Origin of the sequence: Arcicella rosea (genome assembly GCF_040543805.1) — a bacterium.
Classification (GTDB): Bacteria; Bacteroidota; Bacteroidia; order Cytophagales; family Spirosomataceae; genus Arcicella; species Arcicella rosea.
In genome coordinates, this window is record NZ_JBEUMS010000001.1 from 512,749 (window position 1) to 531,879 (window position 19,131).

22 protein-coding genes are annotated in these 19,131 nt (G+C 35.1%); 15 read left to right on the forward strand and 7 right to left on the reverse strand.

All coding sequences use genetic code 11. The annotated features are described in order from the left end of the window. Positions 1 to 8 precede the first annotated feature (8 nt). The gene (locus ABID42_RS02290; RefSeq protein WP_367282269.1) at positions 9 to 800 is read right to left on the reverse strand and encodes a hypothetical protein; all 792 of its coding nucleotides are present in this window, start codon (positions 798 to 800) and stop codon (positions 9 to 11) included. A 170-nt stretch (positions 801 to 970) separates the two neighbouring features. After that, positions 971 to 1,522 carry a hypothetical protein gene (locus tag ABID42_RS02295; protein ID WP_367282270.1) on the reverse strand — a complete coding sequence of 184 codons (552 nt, stop codon included), beginning with the start codon at positions 1,520 to 1,522 and terminating at the stop codon, positions 971 to 973. Between the two features lie 435 nt (positions 1,523 to 1,957). Here ABID42_RS02295 and ABID42_RS02300 point away from each other — a divergent pair, with 435 nt between their 5' ends. The 4 genes from ABID42_RS02300 (at position 1,958) to ABID42_RS02315 (ending at position 5,007) form a co-directional block, all read left to right on the forward strand. Next, on the forward strand, positions 1,958 to 3,445 hold the full coding sequence (locus ABID42_RS02300; RefSeq protein ID WP_367282271.1) for a 4Fe-4S binding protein: 1,488 nt from the start codon (positions 1,958 to 1,960) through the stop codon (positions 3,443 to 3,445). Beyond that, on the forward strand, positions 3,442 to 3,963 hold the full coding sequence (locus ABID42_RS02305) for an NADH-quinone oxidoreductase subunit J family protein (RefSeq protein ID WP_367282272.1): 522 nt from the start codon (positions 3,442 to 3,444) through the stop codon (positions 3,961 to 3,963). The genes ABID42_RS02300 and ABID42_RS02305 overlap by 4 nt, the downstream gene beginning before the upstream one ends. Before the next feature lie 31 nt (positions 3,964 to 3,994). Further along, the gene (gene nuoK, locus ABID42_RS02310) at positions 3,995 to 4,306 is read left to right on the forward strand and encodes an NADH-quinone oxidoreductase subunit NuoK (RefSeq protein ID WP_323257384.1); all 312 of its coding nucleotides are present in this window, start codon (positions 3,995 to 3,997) and stop codon (positions 4,304 to 4,306) included. A 179-nt stretch (positions 4,307 to 4,485) separates the two neighbouring features. Beyond that, entirely contained in the window at positions 4,486 to 5,007 is a 522-nt protein-coding gene (locus ABID42_RS02315; RefSeq protein ID WP_323257386.1) for an acyl-CoA thioesterase, read from the forward strand. Positions 5,008 to 5,091: 84 nt separating this feature from the next. Here ABID42_RS02315 and ABID42_RS02320 read toward each other — a convergent pair whose 3' ends face one another. The 3 genes from ABID42_RS02320 to ABID42_RS02330 are packed head-to-tail and all read right to left on the reverse strand — an operon-like array spanning position 5,092 to position 6,809. Continuing rightward, complete coding sequence (locus ABID42_RS02320; protein WP_367282273.1) at positions 5,092 to 5,388, reverse strand: putative quinol monooxygenase; 297 nt, start codon at positions 5,386 to 5,388, stop codon at positions 5,092 to 5,094. A 33-nt stretch (positions 5,389 to 5,421) separates the two neighbouring features. Continuing rightward, complete coding sequence (locus tag ABID42_RS02325; protein WP_367282274.1) at positions 5,422 to 6,288, reverse strand: SMP-30/gluconolactonase/LRE family protein; 867 nt, start codon at positions 6,286 to 6,288, stop codon at positions 5,422 to 5,424. Positions 6,289 to 6,332: 44 nt separating this feature from the next. Then, complete coding sequence (locus ABID42_RS02330; protein WP_367282275.1) at positions 6,333 to 6,809, reverse strand: nucleoside deaminase; 477 nt, start codon at positions 6,807 to 6,809, stop codon at positions 6,333 to 6,335. A 393-nt stretch (positions 6,810 to 7,202) separates the two neighbouring features. On the opposite strand from ABID42_RS02330, the gene ABID42_RS02335 reads away from it, so the two are divergent. The 11 genes from ABID42_RS02335 (at position 7,203) to ABID42_RS02385 (ending at position 16,725) form a co-directional block, all read left to right on the forward strand. Further along, complete coding sequence (locus tag ABID42_RS02335; protein ID WP_323257394.1) at positions 7,203 to 7,592, forward strand: NADH-quinone oxidoreductase subunit A; 390 nt, start codon at positions 7,203 to 7,205, stop codon at positions 7,590 to 7,592. A 154-nt stretch (positions 7,593 to 7,746) separates the two neighbouring features. After that, entirely contained in the window at positions 7,747 to 8,295 is a 549-nt protein-coding gene (locus ABID42_RS02340; RefSeq protein ID WP_323257396.1) for an NADH-quinone oxidoreductase subunit B, read from the forward strand. 70 nt (positions 8,296 to 8,365) lie between these two features. Beyond that, positions 8,366 to 8,866, forward strand: a complete 501-nt coding sequence (locus tag ABID42_RS02345; RefSeq protein WP_323257398.1) for an NADH-quinone oxidoreductase subunit C — start codon at positions 8,366 to 8,368, stop codon at positions 8,864 to 8,866. A gap of 12 nt (positions 8,867 to 8,878) precedes the next feature. Beyond that, on the forward strand, positions 8,879 to 10,114 hold the full coding sequence (nuoD, locus tag ABID42_RS02350) for an NADH dehydrogenase (quinone) subunit D (RefSeq protein WP_323257400.1): 1,236 nt from the start codon (positions 8,879 to 8,881) through the stop codon (positions 10,112 to 10,114). A gap of 23 nt (positions 10,115 to 10,137) precedes the next feature. Further along, positions 10,138 to 10,632: an NADH-quinone oxidoreductase subunit NuoE family protein gene (locus ABID42_RS02355; protein WP_323257402.1), complete on the forward strand. Its 495-nt coding sequence runs from the start codon at positions 10,138 to 10,140 to the stop codon at positions 10,630 to 10,632. A 75-nt stretch (positions 10,633 to 10,707) separates the two neighbouring features. Continuing rightward, positions 10,708 to 12,048, forward strand: a complete 1,341-nt coding sequence (gene nuoF, locus ABID42_RS02360) for an NADH-quinone oxidoreductase subunit NuoF (protein ID WP_323257404.1) — start codon at positions 10,708 to 10,710, stop codon at positions 12,046 to 12,048. Between the two features lie 10 nt (positions 12,049 to 12,058). After that, positions 12,059 to 13,249, forward strand: a complete 1,191-nt coding sequence (locus ABID42_RS02365) for a glycosyltransferase family 4 protein (protein ID WP_367282276.1) — start codon at positions 12,059 to 12,061, stop codon at positions 13,247 to 13,249. Between the two features lie 95 nt (positions 13,250 to 13,344). After that, positions 13,345 to 14,361, forward strand: coding sequence for an NADH-quinone oxidoreductase subunit G (locus tag ABID42_RS02370; protein WP_184129636.1), 1,017 nt, complete (start codon positions 13,345 to 13,347; stop codon positions 14,359 to 14,361). Positions 14,362 to 14,399: 38 nt separating this feature from the next. After that, the gene (gene nuoH, locus ABID42_RS02375; RefSeq protein WP_367282277.1) at positions 14,400 to 15,584 is read left to right on the forward strand and encodes an NADH-quinone oxidoreductase subunit NuoH; all 1,185 of its coding nucleotides are present in this window, start codon (positions 14,400 to 14,402) and stop codon (positions 15,582 to 15,584) included. Positions 15,585 to 15,646: 62 nt separating this feature from the next. Further along, positions 15,647 to 16,165 carry a NuoI/complex I 23 kDa subunit family protein gene (locus ABID42_RS02380; protein WP_323257411.1) on the forward strand — a complete coding sequence of 173 codons (519 nt, stop codon included), beginning with the start codon at positions 15,647 to 15,649 and terminating at the stop codon, positions 16,163 to 16,165. 50 nt (positions 16,166 to 16,215) lie between these two features. Then, on the forward strand, positions 16,216 to 16,725 hold the full coding sequence (locus ABID42_RS02385; RefSeq protein WP_323257413.1) for an NADH-quinone oxidoreductase subunit J family protein: 510 nt from the start codon (positions 16,216 to 16,218) through the stop codon (positions 16,723 to 16,725). Between the two features lie 125 nt (positions 16,726 to 16,850). Here the strand turns inward: ABID42_RS02385 and pyk are convergent, their stop codons facing one another. Together pyk and ABID42_RS02395 are read right to left on the reverse strand one after the other, a co-directional pair. Beyond that, on the reverse strand, positions 16,851 to 18,323 hold the full coding sequence (gene pyk, locus ABID42_RS02390) for a pyruvate kinase (protein ID WP_367282278.1): 1,473 nt from the start codon (positions 18,321 to 18,323) through the stop codon (positions 16,851 to 16,853). A gap of 290 nt (positions 18,324 to 18,613) precedes the next feature. Continuing rightward, positions 18,614 to 19,120 (reverse strand): PAS domain-containing protein, encoded by a 507-nt coding sequence (locus tag ABID42_RS02395; protein WP_367282279.1) that lies wholly within the window; start codon positions 19,118 to 19,120, stop codon positions 18,614 to 18,616. Positions 19,121 to 19,131 lie beyond the last annotated feature (11 nt).

The window sequence follows — 19,131 nt, forward strand, 5'->3', positions numbered from 1 at the left end:
GTATGTAGCTATTCTATTTCAACATTAGATGCAAACAAATCCACTCCATTATCTGCTACCAGAATTCCATCATATTTCCCTTTTAAAAGCCCACTTACCTCTATTTCAAAATTATTACATTTTTGAGGATAAACTCTTTTATAATGGCTTTCAATTACTTTTAGCTTTTCCTTTTTTTCATTGTAAATTTCAAGCAAAACTTTGGTTTTAGTTGAAAAAACGCCATCATTCTTTAGTAAAACATCTATTATTTTTTTATCTGAAGCTAAATTTTTAATCTTGACATTTTCAAAGCTTAAAGTTACAGGTTCATAGCTTCCATTATCTGCTATTATTTGTATAGCATAACGTACTTTAGAGTTAATCTTTAATCCTGAATTATCATTGGTAACAAATGGGTCTGCTCCCTCAATCATTAGCACAGTCCAATAACTTCCCTTAGGTGTGTCACTTGGAAGCAATATTGTATAACTCACATCATACTCTTCGTTGGGCGATAATACTTTTTCATTTAAATTAGTATTTAAAAAAGAACTAAGAGATCTTGGATTGACAATCTGATTAGAAAAATCAGCATCAACACCACACTTTAATATTAGTTCTTCTTTGTAAATCAGGACTTTCTCTGGTTTATCAGAATCATTCCTTAGTTTTATTTTGCCTGTTAAAGTTTCGTTACCATTATTGGTTTGATGAAGATGGGTGAGTCCATTTAAAATCACAACATTCCCATGTGAATTACTTAGACTCAAAAAAAAGAAAGTAATGAGAAAATACAAGGTATTAATCAGAGTTTTCATAAACTGTAGTAGATTCTAATTTAGGCTATTTAGTAGATAAGAGCTTATCATTATGGCTTCGAGAAAACTCAAAGTCATTCAAATAAAAATACAATAAAATGCTGTGATTAAGCTTTAACATTGACGTACTAAACAACTATATCACAGCATTATACGTTTCGTTTACTTAACTAGTCTGAAAGAGTGTACGTAATAGTTACAGAAGTAGTTCCTGATCTCAAGTTTGCATAATTTGATGCTGTGCCTGTATTAAGACTATAAGTTATGTTACTACCATCAGTAGCAAGGATTCCAGTAGCACAGCTGGTAATACCCGAAATTAAAGGAGTATCCGTAACAGCTAGTGCTGGCACATTAGAACCTGTGCCACCTTGCCCAAGCAAGTTGGTTGCAGTTGGATTTGCAGCAGTAACGCTAATGTTTACACCATTTATTAATGCGGAAGTTTTGACAGAAATTTTTCGAGTTGTTGCTGGTCCTGTTAGAATAGAAGAATACTGCAAATAAAGTGTTGAATTATTTGCGGGCGCAACTATTGGTTCTCCTGCTGTTGTAGGTGCTGTAAAGTTCATCGTTAGGTTTTTTGAGGCTGATGGGGCTATTCCTATCATCGTAACAGCCGGAATAGTAATGCCAATGGTATGATTGTCAGTTTGGGCAATCAATTCCTTTCCGAAAAAACTTAAAACAGCAGTAAAAGCGAATAAAAATTTGTTTTTCATGATAGCAAATATTTTAAAGTTTATGTGTATAATTTAGAAAACAAAAAGCATGATAAAAACTTGTATTATTATAGTCCTTACAACAATCTTTTCTTCGTAGAATTGGAAACACTTACACCATATTCTTTTGGAAGCTTAATCAAATAAAATTCAACAATATAACACTAAATAGAAGGGAATTAATAAATGTAAATTTTTTGGGCATTTGCTAAAACAATATAAATATATAAATGGTTTTGACAAAAAAAAACTGAGTGTTACTTTTTTTTATAAAATTCAACAATTTCTTTTTGTCTATATACTCTATAGCTAGAAATAACTACTCTTCCTTCTTTTGTTAAACTCCAGAACGTACCTTTGTATTTAATTGTTGGCATTTTACAAGTCAAACTTAGAGGGCATTCTAAGCACCAATAATGAAAATTATTTAAAACTGTGTCAAAAGGAGCAAATAATACATATTTCGGCAACATCAAAGAAGGTATTAAATCTTCCTTGAAAGGGCTTTCGTTATCATGGAGACATTTGAAAGAAGCTCGACAAAGCCGAAAACCCATTTTTGTCAATAATCCTGACTACTTCAAACAAGAAACTGGGATTGTTACTTTACAGTATCCTCATGAAAAGCTACCAATTCCTGATAATGGTCGCTATCAATTACACAATGAAATGGACGATTGTATCGTCTGTGATAAATGTGCTAAAATTTGTCCTGTCGATTGTATAGAAATTGAACCCATCAAAGCAACTGGCATTGCAGGTTATGCTTCTGATGGTTCTGCCATTCGTTTATATGCAGCGAAGTTTGATATTGATATGGCTAAATGCTGTTTCTGTGGTTTATGTACTACTGTTTGCCCGACAGAGTGTTTGACCATGACACAGGAATATGATTTCTCTGTTTTTGATATTACCAAACATAATTTTGCTTTCGGAAATCTTAGTCCAGAACAAGCACAAGAAAAACGTGATTTGTACGACCAATTTATGCTTGAAAAAGAAGCGATGAAAGGTTTGAAAACGAAGAAGACAGAAGATAGCAAGACACAAGATACAAGACTGGAGGATACTGGACAAGAAGAGAAAAAGCTTGTTGCAAAACCAGCGTTTAAACCAGCATTCAAGAAAAAAGAATCAGGATTGGAGGATGAAGGACTAAAGGAAAAAGGACTTGTGGATTCTGGACTTGTGGATGAAGGATTAAAAGAAAAAAACACTCAGCTCATACCTCATAGCTCACTGCTAACCGAAGTAAAAGCTGAAGAAATCACAAATACGCCAAAGCCGAAACCAGTTTTTAAACCTTCATTCAAGAAAAAAGAATCAGGACTAGAAGACGAAGGACTGGAGGATTCTGAACATGGGGTTAAAGAACTAAAAGAAAACAACTCACTGCTCAAAGCTCATAGCTCACTGCTAACCGAAGTAAAAGATTCGGAAGAAGTAAAAACAGAAGAAATCACACTTACACCAAAACCAAAACCTGTTTTCAAACCTTCGTTTAAAAAGAAAGAAGAAGGAACAGAAAGTTCGGAAGTAAAAGGTTCGGATGAAGTAAAGGCTCAAGAAATCACAAATGCGCCAAAACCCAAACCCGTTTTTAAACCTTCATTCAAGAAAAAAGAAGAAGGAGTTGAAAGCTCAGAAGTAAAAGGTTCGGATGAAGTAAAAGCTGAAGAAATTACGAATACGCCAAAACCCAAACCCGTTTTCAAACCTTCGTTCAAGAAAAAGGACTCTGGAATAGAAGACGAAGGACTAAAGGAAAAAAGCTCACAACTTATAGCTCAAAGCTCAGAGCTATCGGAAAATTCTGGACTAAATGATACGGATGAAGTAAAAGCTGAAGAAGTTACAATTGCGCCAAAACCGAAACCCGTTTTCAAACCTTCATTTAAACCAAAACCTAAAACAGACAATTGATACCTTTTGTTTACATAGCTTTCATCGTTTTAACTGTTATCTCTGCATGTGTTGTGTTGTGGAGCAATAATGTTTTATACGCTGCTTTTAGTCTTTTACTTACGTTTTTTGGCATCGCCGCACTTTATGTATTGGTTGGTGCCGATTTTATAGCCATTACTCAGCTACTCGTTTATGTTGGTGGAATTTTGGTTTTACTCCTTTTCGGGGTAATGCTGACCAACCAAAATGGTAACAAAGAAAATGGCAAAAATGATATTATAGGCACAAATACTAATCGATTCATTGGCTTTGCTGTTGCACTGGGTTTGTTTAGTTTGCTTTTTTATGCCTTCGCAAAAACAAACTTTATTGACATCCAATCAAATCTATTTGAATCAATTGAATCGTTTTCTACTACACAAAACATTGGTGTTTTATTAATGACCGACTTCGTGTTACCTTTTGAAGTTTCGGGTGTTTTATTGATGGCAACGCTCATTGGTGCAGCTTATTTAAGTAGCAAAACCAAAGTTTAAATATTTCAAAAATCTTGTCGATAACTTATCAATGGACAATAGTTTTCTTTCATATTATTTACTTACAAGTGCTTTATTATTTAGCATCGGCTTAGCTGTAGTGGTTACCAAACGAAACGTCATTGTAGTTTTGATGGGAATTGAATTAATGCTAAATGCTGTAAACCTAAATTTGGTGGCTTTCAGTAAAAATGACCCTGATTTACAAGGACAAATGTTTGCACTCTTTGTGATTGTCGTTGCTGTTTGTGAAGCCGTCGTTGCACTCGCAATCGTGTTGAAAGCACATGAACATTTTCAATCAATCAATCTTGACGAGATAAGTAATAATTCAGAATCTTAATAGCTTTCGGATTTCAGTCATCAGCTTTCAGAGGTCGGTTTTAGAGCTTCGAAATTTTTACTTATTACTTACGTGAAAAGATGTATCTGAAAGCTGACATCCGAAGACCGAAAGCTAACGACAGAAATCTGAAATCCTAAATCCAACATCCTAAATTCCCAAATCCTTCATCCAATAAAATGACAAAAACTAAATACGTTTCAGAATCTCTTACTACAATGACGGAAATGATTTTTCCGAACGATACCAATACTTTAGGAAATTTAATGGGTGGAAACCTCATGCGCATGATGGATGTTGTCGGAGCAATCTGTGCACAAAAACATTCAAATCGTATCGTTGTTACTGCTTCTGTCGATAATGTATCTTTTAAAGAATCTATTCCGCTTGGTAGCGTAGTTACGCTTCAGGCTAAAGTAACCAGAGCTTTTAGTTCTTCAATGGAAGTTGTGATTGATGTTTGGGCAGAAAATATTCCAGCGCAAGAAAGAGTAAGTACCAACAAAGCATTTTTCACTTTTGTGGCGGTTGACCAAAGTGGTCGCCCAATAGATGTTCCTATTTCATTGACTGAAACTGACGAAGAAAAAGCACTTCACGAAGGAGCTTTACGCAGACGTCAATTACGTTTGGTTTTAGCAGGAAGAATGAAACCTTCGGAAGCAACCGAATTAAAAACGTTTTTAAACGGTGGCGAATAGCTGTAAGTTTTGAGTTATGAGCATTGAGCTATGAGAAAGCGATACAAATTTTGCTGTGCAATGCTCAAAGCTCATAACTCGCCGCTAGTTAATCAACTCTACTCTTTCCGAAGAAAAAGCAATTGGCTTTTCAACAAATAATACTTTCGTTGAAGTCCACACATTTTTGAATAATTCAGAATCCCGATAAGTATTCAAATGATTTTCACTTTCCCAATAACTATATGTTGAAAAGATATTGGGAAAGTTTTTATCTTGTAATAGTTCTAAATGTTGACACCCTTCAAAACGTCTAATTTTGTGCTTGGAATCATTAAAAATCGCCAAAAAGTTTTCCACTTTTTCTTCATGAAATGTCATTCTTACAATTCTGATTAGCATAATTTTGAATGGTTAATTTTCAATAAAAACAAATTACTTAACATTAAATCGCTCCATTCCTTTTCTGTCTTGTAAAGTAACGTAAGCGTATTTTCCATTTGGACTGAACACCAAATTACTACTCTGCAAACCTTTCAATTGTACTTCTTTGAGTAATTTCCCTTTTTTCGAAAAGACAAGTATTTTGCCCAATCCCCAACGACAAACGTAAAGATTCCCTTTTGCATCGCATTTCATGCCGTCTAAGCCGCCGTCTTCAAAGGAAGCGAAAAGCCTTTTATTAGCAATGTTTCCAGCAAGGTCAACATCAAAAGCCCAAACTTTCTTCTGAACACTTTCATTCACATATAAAATTTTCTCATCTGGACTTAAACAAATTCCATTGGCAGTTCCCATTTGGTCAGTTAAAAGGGTTTCTTTTCCGCCTTTGTCTATTCGCCAAATTTTTCCTGTTGAATTTTTCCAACTTGGGTCTGAGGCAAAAAATACATCTTTTTTAGTAATACAAATATCATTAGGCTGATTGAAAGCATCGTTATGACAATACGTTGAAATGGCTTTAGTTTTCATATTTACTTTCAAGACATTATGTCCCGAAAAATCTGCTAAGTACATATTCCCAGCTTTATCAAATTGAATCGCATTGGCAGTACTTCCTTTGGGTAAAGTCAAGAATAGTTCACAAGTACCGTCTGAATTCACTTTGCCAATCGTACCATCTTCTTTAAAATTTACGACGTACAAATTTCCAGCTTTGTCAAAATTTGGCCCTTCGATGTTGTTGGTAAATAAATTCTCTGCGGTAAAATCTTCTACTTTGGTTTGCTGTGCAAAAGTTTGGGATGAGAGTAAGGAAAATAAGGCTAGACTCAAAGAGTAGCGTGTCATTGTTTTTTTCATGAATTTTAATTGGAAATAGTATATAATTTTAAATTGGATACTGTTTAATAATCTACTTTATCGTTCTTTTCATTCCATAATTCAAAAGCTTTTTGGGCTTCTTCTCTTCCCAAAGGAATCATTTCGATTTTTCGTTCAGCGAGTGGCAATGGAATTTCATCATAAATAAAAGCATCGTCGAAACCTGCTTCGGCTGCATCATCACGAGTATTGGCATAATACACTTTTGAAGGACGAGCCCAATAAATTGCGCCCAAGCACATCGGGCAAGGCTCACAAGAAGTATATAATTCGCAATCGGATAATTGAAAAGTATCGAGATGCTTACAGGCATCTCTAATAGCTACTACTTCTGCATGTGCTGTTGGGTCGTTGGTAGAAGTAACTTGATTAAATCCTTCGCCAACAATTTCTCCATTTTTCACAATTACTGCGCCGAATGGTCCGCCTTTTCCGCCAGAACTTCCCTGAATTGAAAGTTCAATGGCTCTTTTCATAAATTTTAATTTGTCTTGTTCCATGATGAAGATTTTTTTGGCAAGTTAGTAAACTCAATCAAAACTCTAACGACTGGATAGAACCTTTGCTTTTATATTTGTTTTTGAAGATTTTGAAAATAAGTAAAAATACTCATTCAGAGATATATTTTCTTGAAAAACATATTCTATAAATATCAGTTGAAGTTTAAATAGTCTCGTACTATTTAGTACCAATCTATATAACAGATGATAAAAAAGACTTAATCAGTACACTTTAACATTTCCCCTAATTTTAGCATTAAAAAAATGTCGCAAACAAAATTTTATCAGTAAATTGCAGATAAATTTTGAAAGGATACTAGTCAAATTACGTATCGGTTTGAAGATTAAAGTATAATTACTTGATAATCAAAGCCTAAAACTCAAAAATCAACAATGAACTATCAACCATCCGATTATCTTCCAATACTTATCCAATTAGGGGCTGCTTTAGCATTTATTGTTGCAACAATGCTTGCAACGCACTGGCTAGGTCCTAAACGTCATAGTGCATTAAAAGATGATGTTTTTGAATGTGGTATCGAATCAGTGGGTGATGCCCGTACTCCTATTTCAGTTAAATACTTTCTTGTAGCTATTCTCTTTGTCCTATTTGACGTAGAAATTATTTTTATGTATCCTTGGGCTGTAAATTTTATGGGATGGGTAAAGTCATCTTCAGATGTAGCCATTAATATGTTTCTTGAAATGTTAGTATTTATGGGCTTATTGTTGGTAGGCTTCATTTATGTTATCAAGAAAGGCGTTTTAACTTGGGAGAAGTAGTATCGTTGAATGGAACAGGTTTTTCTGTAAACAAGCCTTTCCTCATCACAGTGTTATCACAAATTTGAATATATAAATATATTGTGTTTCTGAATTGATTAGCGTGCCAAAATGATTGATGGCTTTCTGATACTTAGATTCTCAAATAGATACAATGAGCGATAGAATAATAAAAACAGTTGATGCTCCAGAAGGAATTGAAGGACAAGGTTTCTTCGCTGGCAAATTAGATGATTTCGTGGGTCTTGCTCGTGCAAATTCACTTTGGCCACTTCCTTTCGCTACTTCATGTTGCGGTATTGAATTTATGGCAACAGCCGGAGCTCATTATGACATATCAAGATTCGGGTCTGAACGTATGTCTTTTTCTGCCCGCCAAGCCGACATCCTAATGGTAATGGGTACTATTTCTAAGAAAATGGGACCAGTCCTCAAGCAAGTATATCTTCAAATGGCAGAGCCTCGTTGGGTACTTTCAGTTGGAGCATGTGCTTCTTCTGGTGGAATTTTTGATACCTACTCTGTTTTACAAGGCATCGACCGTATTATTCCTGTTGATGTATATGTTCCGGGTTGCCCGCCTCGTCCTGAACAAATTTTGGATGGTTTTATGCAAATTCAAGAAATTGCAAAAACCGAACAACGTCGTCGCAGAGAATCTCCTGAATATAAAGCACTTTTAGCATCTTACGGAATTGAGTAACAGTTATCCGTTTAAATTTTACCTGTTTGAATAACAAGTAAAAGCTAGACGATTAACAGATAAGCTAACAATGACAAACGAACAAATAGCACAAGATTTAGTCGCACAATTTGGCGAAGATAACATTTTTGGAATTGTAGAAAATTACGGTCTTCTTAACGTAACAACTACAACCGACACCATTGTGCCGTTGATGCATTATTTATATCAACATCCAACCTTCAAATTCCAGTTTCTTACAGATTTAGGTGGCATTCATTTTCCAGACGTTCCAAGTCATGAATTTGGTGTTATTTATCATCTACATAGTTTAGAAAACAATGTAAGATTGATTATCAAATTATATGTTTCCAGAGAAAATATCGTAGTACCAACCATCACAGGCTTATATGCTTGTGCCAATTGGATGGAAAGAGAAGCATTTGATTTTTACGGAATTTTGTTCTCTGGACACCCAAAAATGGAGCGTATTCTGAATGCTGAAGATATGGATTATCATCCGATGCGTAAAGAATATCCTTTGGAAGACGCCACTCGTCAAGATAAAATTGATGCCTTGTTTGGTAGATAAATTTATAAAAATATGTCTGAAATCGCATTAGTATCAAGCCCATTTGTAGGCTTAGAGAAAGCACAAGTAGATAAAAAATATGTCAATGAGTTGACAACCCTAAACTTAGGACCAACTCACCCTGCAACACATGGTATTTTTCAGAACATCTTAACGATGGACGGAGAAACTATTATTGATGCAGAACAGACAGTAGGATACATTCACCGTGCATTCGAGAAAATTGCTGAGCGTCGTCCTCTTTATCAAATCACAACGCTTACAGACCGTATGAACTACTGTTCGTCGCCCATCAATAATATGGGTTGGCACATGACAGTAGAGAAACTTTTAGGCGTTGAAGTACCTAAAAGAGCGCAATATATTAGAGTAATTATGATGGAATTGGCACGTATTGCCGATCATATCATTTGTAATTCCATTCTTGCTGTTGATACAGGTGCTTTAACAGGCTTTTTGTATGTAATGCAATGGAGAGAGCACATTTACGAAATCTACGAAGAAGTATGTGGTGCTCGCCTTACAACGAACATGGGGCGTTGTGGTGGAATGGAAAGAGATTTATCTAAAGAAGCCATCCGTAAAATCCAAATACTTCTTGACGAATTCCCTGCTGGACTCATAGAATTTGAAAGCTTAGTAAAACGTAACCGTATCTTCATGGATAGAACCATTGATGTTGGTGCTATTTCTGCTGAACGTGCTTTAAATTATGGTTTTACTGGACCAAACCTAAGAGCCGCTGGTGTTGATTATGACGTTCGTGCCATGAATCCATACTCTTCTTATGAAGATTTTGATTTTGAAGTACCCGTTGGAACAAAAGGTGATACTTATGACCGTTTCTTGGTTCGTGGAGAAGAAATGTGGCAAAGTTTAAAAATCATCAAGCAAGCTTTAAATAATCTCCCAGAAGGACCATATCACGCTGATGCCCCTCATTATTATCTACCAGAGAAAAAAGAGGTTTATAATAACATGGAAGCTTTAATTTATCACTTCAAAATTGTAATGGGTGAAATTGACGCTCCAGTTGGCGAAGTTTATCATTCAGTAGAAGGTGGTAATGGCGAACTTGGTTTTTATTTAGTATCAGATGGTGGCCGTGCACCATATCGTTTGAAATTCCGTCGTCCTTGCTATATTTATTATCAAGCATTCCCAGAAATGATTAAAGGCTCAACACTTTCTGATGCCATCGTTACGATGTCGTCTATGAATGTGATTGCCGGGGAATTAGACGTGTAATTTTGCTTAATTCAGACTAAAACATGACAAATACACAAACCATACAGTTTCCAGCGGATACGTTGGAGTTAGTTCATAAAATCATTAAACGTTACCCAGAAGGTAAGCAAAAATCTGCTTTACTTCCAATTCTACATTTGGCTCAAGCAGAGTGGAGATGGTGTAGTTCAGAAGTGATGGATTATGTGGCTAGCTTGTTGAAAATTAAGCCTGTTGAAGTATATGAAGTAGCTTCATTTTACACAATGTTTCACTTAGAACCAGTAGGTGAACACGTAATTGAATATTGCCGTACTGGGCCATGCTGTTTAATGGGTGGAGTTGAAGTATATGACCACTTAAAGAAAAAACTAGGCATTGAAACCGGAGAAACTACTCCAGACGGTAAATTTACGATTAAAGAAGTAGAATGCTTAGCAGCTTGCGGTTGGGGACCTGTCTTTCAAATTCGTGAAAAATATTATATGAATTTGACCAACGAAAAGGTTGATGAAATCATTGATGAGTTGTCAAAATAATAATGTACTCTTAATTAATTGATACACTTTATCTGAATTCGATGCGAAATATCGCTGAGCAAATTTAATAGAAAAATGAAAATATTAACCGAACATATTGACGTACAAGGCATCGATACTATTGATGTTTTTCGTAAAAATGGTGGATATAAAGCTGTTGAAAAAGCTTTAAAAACGATGACTCCCGATGAAGTTACTGAAGAAGTAAAAAAATCAGGTATTCGTGGACGTGGTGGTGCTGGTTTCCCAATGGGTATGAAATGGTCGTTTTTGGCTAAACCAGAAGGTATTCCTCGTTATTTAGTTTGTAATGCGGATGAATCAGAACCGGGTACTTTCAAAGACCATTATTTGATGATGAAATCTCCTCATACTTTAATTGAGGGAATGATTGTTTCGTCGTATGCTTTAGGAGCTAATACTTCTTATATTTATGTAAGAGGCGAATTAATGTATGTTGTCAATATTCTTGAAAAAGCCATTCAAGAAGCTTATGACAAAGGACTTTTAGGTAAAAACATTTTGGGTTCAGGTTATGACCTCGACCTTTTCGTTCAACCAGGTGGCGGTGCTTATATTTGTGGAGAAGAAACTGCTTTGTTGGAATCGTTGGAAGGAAAACGTGGAAATCCACGTAATAAGCCTCCATTTCCCGCAGTAAAAGGTTTGTGGCAATGCCCTACAGTAGTTAATAATGTAGAGTCTATTTCTGCTACTTCTTGGATTATTAACAATGGTGGCGACGAATACGCTAAAATTGGTATTGGTAGAAGTACAGGAACGAAATTAATTTCAGCATCAGGTCATGTTCGTAAGCCGGGTGTTTATGAAATTCCCCTTGGTATTACTGTGGAAGATTTTATTTATGCAGATGAATGGTGTGGCGGAATCAGAGATGGACATAAATTGAAAGCTGTCGTTGCGGGTGGTTCATCAGTACCTATTCTTCCAGCAGAATTGATTTTAAAAACAGCAAATGGTGAAAATCGTTTGATGACTTATGAATCGCTTTCTGATGGTGGTTTTATTACGGGAACGATGTTAGGTTCTGGCGGTTTTGTGGTAATGGACGAAACTACTTGTATTGTTCATAACACATTGACATTCGGTCGTTTTTATCACCATGAATCATGCGGACAGTGTTCGCCATGCCGTGAAGGAACAGGTTGGATGGATAAAGTACTCTACAGAATTGAACATGGAAAAGGACGTCAAGAAGATATTGATTTGTTAGTAGATGTTGCAAAGAAAATAGAAGGAAATACCATTTGTCCATTAGGAGAAGCTGCCTCTTGGCCAGTTGCTGCTGCGATTCGTCACTTCCGTGATGAATTTGAATGGCATATTAAACATCCTGAAAAAGCAACACAAAAAGGAGCAGTATTTATGCGTGAAGGGGCTAGTTGGAGTTTATAATTTAAAGATTATGAAAAAAAAGATATTATTTATTGGACACGACGCCAATGTTGCGGGTGCTCAATATGTATTACTTGATTTCTTAAAATCTTTAAAACAAGAAGGTTTTGAAACCTATCTTTTATTAGCAAAAGGAGGTTCTTTACTTCCTGAATTCAATAAAGTAGCAGAAGTAATTCTTTGGGAATATGATGATAAAGACACTCAAAGAAACCCATATTCAAGGATTATTTATGATAAAGTTTTTAAATTAAACAAGCTTCGTAAATTAGCCTTTTATCAAGAAAAACATAAAGAGCTTGCTGAATTAAAGTTCGATTTAATTTTTTCAAATACAATTGCCAATGGCGGTTTGTTAAGAAGTTTAGAGTTTCTGAGATGCCCATTTGTGGTATATGTGCATGAACTTGAAAACTCTATTCAAAAATATACTTTGCCAGAAGATTTGGACTATCAAGTAGAAAATTGCATCCATTTTTTAGCGGCATCTAAAGAGATTAAAAGTAATCTCTTCTTGAATCATCAAATTGATGAAGATAAAATCACGGTTGTCAATCCATTTATATCAGTAAATAATATACTTGAAAAACTCAATAATGCAGATCAATCAGGTATTCGGAAACGGCTGAATATTCCTAAGGATGCCATTGTAATTGGGGGTTGCGGAAATTTTGAATGGAGAAAGGGAGTTGATACTTTTTTATCAGTAGCCAATGCGATACTTAGTGAAAAGAAAGACGTACATTTTCTTTGGATAGGTATTCAAAAAAACTCTGTTGAACACCAAAACATTTTGTATGATTTAGAAAAAATGGGGATTCAAGAACATGTACATGTTATCGCTCCTACGATGGAAAACATGGATTATATGTCTTGTTTTGATATTTTCTTTCTTTCTTCAAGAGAAGACCCGCATCCATTGGTCATGATTGAAGCAAGTTTAAATAAAATTCCTGTAGTATGTTTTGATAAATCTGGCGGTGCTCCTGAATATGTAGAGCAAGATGAAAGAGTAATTATTCCTTATGGAGATATTATTGCTGCCAAAAACAAATTGATTAGTTTAATTGAAGAGCAAACACTTAGAGAAGAAATCGGGCAAAAAATGTACGAAAAAGCATTAAATTACGATGCTGCTATTATTGCACCACAGATATTACAGATTATCGAAGAAATAAACGAGCATGAAAGTATTTCTTAATTATAAATGAAATACCGTCTGAATCGAACTATAGTAATTAGGTTATTCTTTGGAAAAACCATGTTTTAATCGACAAATAAATATTAAGCTTTTATATGAAAGTTACAATAGATAACATCACCGTTGACGTAGCTCCTGGAACAACCATTATGCAAGCGGCTCGTCAAATTGGGCCACATATTGCACCTCCAGCCATGTGCTATTACGAACCATTAAAGGCTTCGGGTGGTAAATGCCGTGGTTGTTTGGTTAAAGTAACAGCAGGTTCTGAAAAAGACCCTCGTCCTATGCCGAAATTGGTGCCTGCTTGTATTACTCAAATTCAAGAAGGTATGGTGGTTGAAAACACCATCAACGAACAAGTATTAGAAGTAAGAAAAGGAATCGTTGAGTTCTTATTATTGAACCATCCTTTAGACTGCCCAATCTGTGACCAAGCTGGTGAATGTGATTTACAAAACTTTACTTTTGAGCACGGTGTATCTAAAACACGTACAGTTGAAGAAAGAAATACTTTCGATCCTGTTGATTTAGGTCCGAATATCAAATTAAATATGAATCGTTGTATTTTGTGTTATCGTTGTGTTTACACAGCAGACCAAATTACTGACGGACGTGTGCATGGTGTGATGAATCGTGGTGACCATGCTGAGATTAGTACTTATATTGAAAAAGCAATTGATAACGATTTCTCTGGAAATATTATCGATGTTTGTCCAGTAGGAGCTTTAACAGATAAAACATATCGTTTCAAAAGTCGTGTATGGTTCTCGAAACCAGTAGATGCAAGTTGTGATTGTGGTAAATGTTCTGGAAAAGTAACACTTTGGTACAGAGGAGACGAAGTAATCAGAGTAACAGCTCGTAAAAACGAATGGGGAGAAGTAAAAGAATTTATCTGCAACACTTGCCGTTTCGAACGTAAAAAGACTTCTGATTGGACTATCGAAGGACCAAGCAAAGTACCACACAATTCGGTAATTTCTGCTAATAAGTATGGAGCGAACAAAATCACGCCAGCATTCCCATTAAAACAAGCAGCAGAGCAATACAAAAAGATTGACGACAACCGTGACCGTTCATTTTTAGCCCCACAAAAGCAATTAAATTAATTGATTGTAGATAGTTTACTATTTACTCATTTAGATATATGGAAATTACATCGACATTATTTACGGCCAAAGCCATTTATGTAGGGATTATCTTCGCTATCACCCTTGGTGTAGCGGCCTATTCTACTTACTTTGAACGTATCATTGCTGCTTTTATGCAAGACCGTGTTGGACCAGATAGAGCTGGACCATTCGGTATTTTACAGCCTCTTGCTGATGCTGTAAAAATGTTCATGAAAGAAGACTTTATCCCAGCTCATTCAAATAAATGGCTTTTTATTGCTGGTCCATGTTTATCAATGCTTACAGCTTTGATGACATCAGCAGTAGTTCCATTTGGTGACCAATTAGATTTAGGTGGAGGAATCATCTTAGACTTACAAGGAATTGATGTAAACATTGGTATCCTTTGGGTATTTGGAATTGTTTCTTTAGGTGTTTATGGTGTTTTAATCGGTGGCTGGGCTTCAAATAACAAGTATTCATTAATTGGTGCGATTCGTGCAGCTTCTCAAAACATTTCGTACGAATTGGCTATGGGGCTTTCAATCATCGCTATCTTGATGCTTTCTGGCTCACTTTCAACAAAATCTATCGTTGAAACTCAACAAAATGGTCATTGGAATATTTTTTATCAACCATTGGGTTTTGTTATTTTTATCGTTTGTGCTTTTGCTGAATGTAACCGTACTCCTTTCGATTTACCAGAATGCGAAACGGAATTAATTGGTGGTTACCACACAGAATATTCTTCTATGAAATTAGGCTTTTACTTATTCGCTGAATACATCAACATGTTTATTTCAGGAGCAGTAATGGCTACTTTATATTTTGGTGGTTACGATTATCCGGGACATGACTTTGTTGCATCTTTTGCATCAGAAAAATTCGGCGTTACTGTTGGTTCAAACATTGCTACATTAGTAGGCGTAGGTGCATTAATCGGAAAAGCATTATTCTTTGTTTTCGTGTTCATGTGGGTTCGTTGGACTCTTCCACGTTTCCGTTATGACCAATTAATGGGCCTAGGTTGGACTGGCTTAATTCCATTAGCAATGTTCAATGTTGTATTGACAGGTGCTTCAATGTTATTTACTGTAAATGATGGCGGTTCAAACTGGCTGACAGTTGGAGCATCATGGGCTGGCGTTATCATCATGTTAGTGGTAACATTTGCTTACAGTGAAATGAAATACAAGAAAAAGAAATTAGCAACAGCTTAAAATATTGTAATATTTTTAAGCTTCAAAATAAAAACTCTTTCCTTTAAGGTTTGAAGACTATTATGAAATTATCAAATAAATCCAAAGTCTTAGAGCAAGAAGAAATGACTTTTGCCGAACGCATTTACTTACCAGCTATCGTTGGTGGTATGGCTACTACGCTTAAACACTTCTTTTCTAAAAAAGTAACCATTCGTTATCCTGAACAAAAACGTTATTTAGGGCCTGTTTTCCGTGGGCATCATATCTTGAAACGTGATGAACAAGGCGCAGAACGTTGTACTGCTTGTGGGCTATGCGCTGTAGCTTGTCCAGCAGAAGCAATTTCAATGGTTGCAGAAGAACGTAAAAAAGGCGAAGAAAACTTATACCGTGAAGAGAAATACGCAAGTGTATATGAAATCAACATGCTTCGTTGTATTTTCTGTGGTTTATGTGAAGAAGCTTGTCCTAAACAAGCCATTTACTTACAACACGATAAAATGGTTCCTGTTTTTGAAGACCGTTCTGAAGTAATCTTTGGAAAAGATAAATTGGTTGAAAAAATGGATAATCGCTATTTAAGAGAAGGTTGGAAATAGCCATTTTGTAAATAAATTATTTGTAATATCTGATAACGATTCATTAAAATATGAACTTTTGGTACTTCCTAACTGCCTTGACACTCCTGAGTGCATCAATGGTAATATTATCTAAAAACCCAATACATAGTGTTTTGTATTTGGTTTTCACATTTTTCTGTATTTCTGGTCATTACGTATTATTAAATGCTCAGTTTTTAATGGCTGTTAATATCGTAGTTTACGCAGGTGCCATTATGGTATTATTTCTCTTCGTAATCATGATGATGGATTTAAGTAAAAATTCACCCGATTCGAAAAGTACATTGACCAAACTAGCAGGAGCGATTTTAGGCGGAACACTTTTAGTAATCTTAATTGCAGCCTCACGTAAAGTAGATTTAAAGAATGCTGTAGGTCTTCAAGCTTATGATGCTCAAACAGGAATGGTTGAAGGGCTAGGACAAATCCTTTATCGTGATTATGTACTTCCTTTTGAATTGGTTTCTATCTTATTTTTTGTAGCCATGGTTGGTGCAGTAATGTTAGGAAAAAGAGAAGCTGGAGAACGCAATTTCTAAATAAAAACATATCGTATTTAGCCTGATGATTAATTTCGTCAGGCTTTTTTGTTTTCTTGTTTTTCGGGCAATAAAAAAGGGTTAAATCTTGAAGATTTAACCCTTTTAATATGGTAAAAGAATTACTATTCAACAATACCTAATTGAACTGTATTCGTCTTTAAATTCTTATCTGAAGGAACACTTAAGGTAGTTACGAAAGTATCACCAACAGCTAATAAACCTTTTTCTTTCAAGAAGTTTGTCATACCTTTTACAGTTGCTTCAACATCTTTCCCTTTTGTTTCATAATAGAAAACATTAGCTCCCCATAATAAACCCATCTCTTGCTGAACAGCTTTATTAGAAGTAAAGATATACAAGCCCGCTTTAGGACGGTGAGCAGATAAACGGAAAGCAGTATAACCACTATTTGTAATACACAAAATTGCTTTTGCTTCAGTATCACGAGCTAAACGACAAGCTCCAGCAATCATACGGTCATTTAAAGGGAATTCGATTGCTCCTTTACTTAAAGAGTGATTCTTAAAGTAAATTGAAGCTTCATCTCCTTTTACGATTTTGATTTCGTTTTGTTGTTGCTCAACTACTTCTTGAATATGCGCCATTGTTTCAACAGCTTTCAATGGATATGCACCAGAAGCTGATTCGCCACTTAACATCGTAGCAGAAGCTCCTTGCAATACAGCATTAGCAACGTCAGATGTTTCAGCACGTGTTGGTACAGGGTTTGTAATCATCGACTCTAACATTTGAGTAGCCACGATAACTGGTTTTCCAGCTAAAGTACATTTCTCAACCATTAGTTTTTGTAAATGAGGAACTCTAGCACCATCAATCTCAACACCAAGGTCACCACGAGCAACCATGATTGCATCTGTAGCTTCGATGATTTCGTCTAAATTATCAATCGCAAATGGCGTTTCGATTTTAGCAATTACTTTTGTATTCTTTCCATAAGCCTTGATTCTGTCTTTAATATCATGAATATCAGCAGCAGTACGAACAAATGAAAGAGCAATCCAATCAACACCATTATCTAAACCAAAATATAAATCTTTAAGGTCTTTTTCAGTTAAACATGGTAAAGAAACTTTAGTGCCCGGAAGGTTAATACCTTTCTTCGACTTTAAAACTCCACCATAAATAACCTCGGTAATTACTTCCTTCTTTTCTTTATCAATCTCTAAAACTTTAACTTCTAAATTACCATCATCCATCAAAATTCTTTCTCCAACATTTACATCTAAATACATAGAAGTATAAGTTGTTCCAACTCTCTCTGAAGTTCCCATTAAAGTTTCATCCATTACGAATGTCAATTTATTTCCTTCAGTAATAGTAACACCATTATTCTCTACAAGTTGTGTACGAATTTTAGGACCTTGTAAATCTTGAAGAACTGCAAGATTAATACCTAACTCTTCTGAAACATCTCTAATAGTTTTTAATCTATTCAAATGATCTTCGTGAGTTCCGTGCGAGAAATTTAGTCGGAAAATATTTACGCCAGCTTTTGCAAACTTAACTAGCATTTCTTTTGAATCGGAAGCGGGACCTACTGTTGCTACGATTTTGGTTTTTCTTTGATAGGACATAATTCAGTTAATTATTCAATCTTGATAGTTCAATTAGATAATATAATGCGAAATTACATTTTACTATTTACACTTTGAATTAAATTTATGTGTTTTCTTCGAGAAGTTTAATTTTTATTTTGCAAATATAATTTTATCAAGAAAATAAATAACCAAATCAACAGTATATATTTTAATAAATATCAATAATAATATTTTGTCTTACTATCAGATTTCGAATGATTCTATAAGTTACAAAAAAATCCCATAAAGTTTTCACCTTATGGGATTAGCAATCGTTTTTCTAAACCTTAATTTACTTCTCGTTCTAAAGCTATAAAATTACACAATACTTTATCATTATTAAAAATCGGCAAAATATCTACTTTACACAAATACTGTTCACCATCTTTTCGGTAATTAAGTACTTCTCCTGAAAACGATGTTTTGATAGTCAGCTTCTCTCTAATTTCTTTTCTGATTACTTCCGAAGTTTCAATTCCTTGAAGAAAATTCGGGAATTTCCCAATGGCTTCATAAGCACCATAGCCAGTCATTCTCGTAAAACCTTTATTCACCCACTCAATTCTTTCGTTCGGACAAGTAATGACTATTGCATTTTCTCTATGTTTCAAAAAGCTTTTGATTTTACTTAAATTAAAATGCCAAGCACGGTTTCTAGCATATTCTTCTAAAAATTCGTACTCATTTATATGATTATTTGCTCTTGTGATAAACTCATAAGCATGCAACAATGGGCTCACTAAGTGTACATTCTTGAAAGTATCACAATGGACTTCTGGGGAAAGATTGGTCATTTTACAAAATA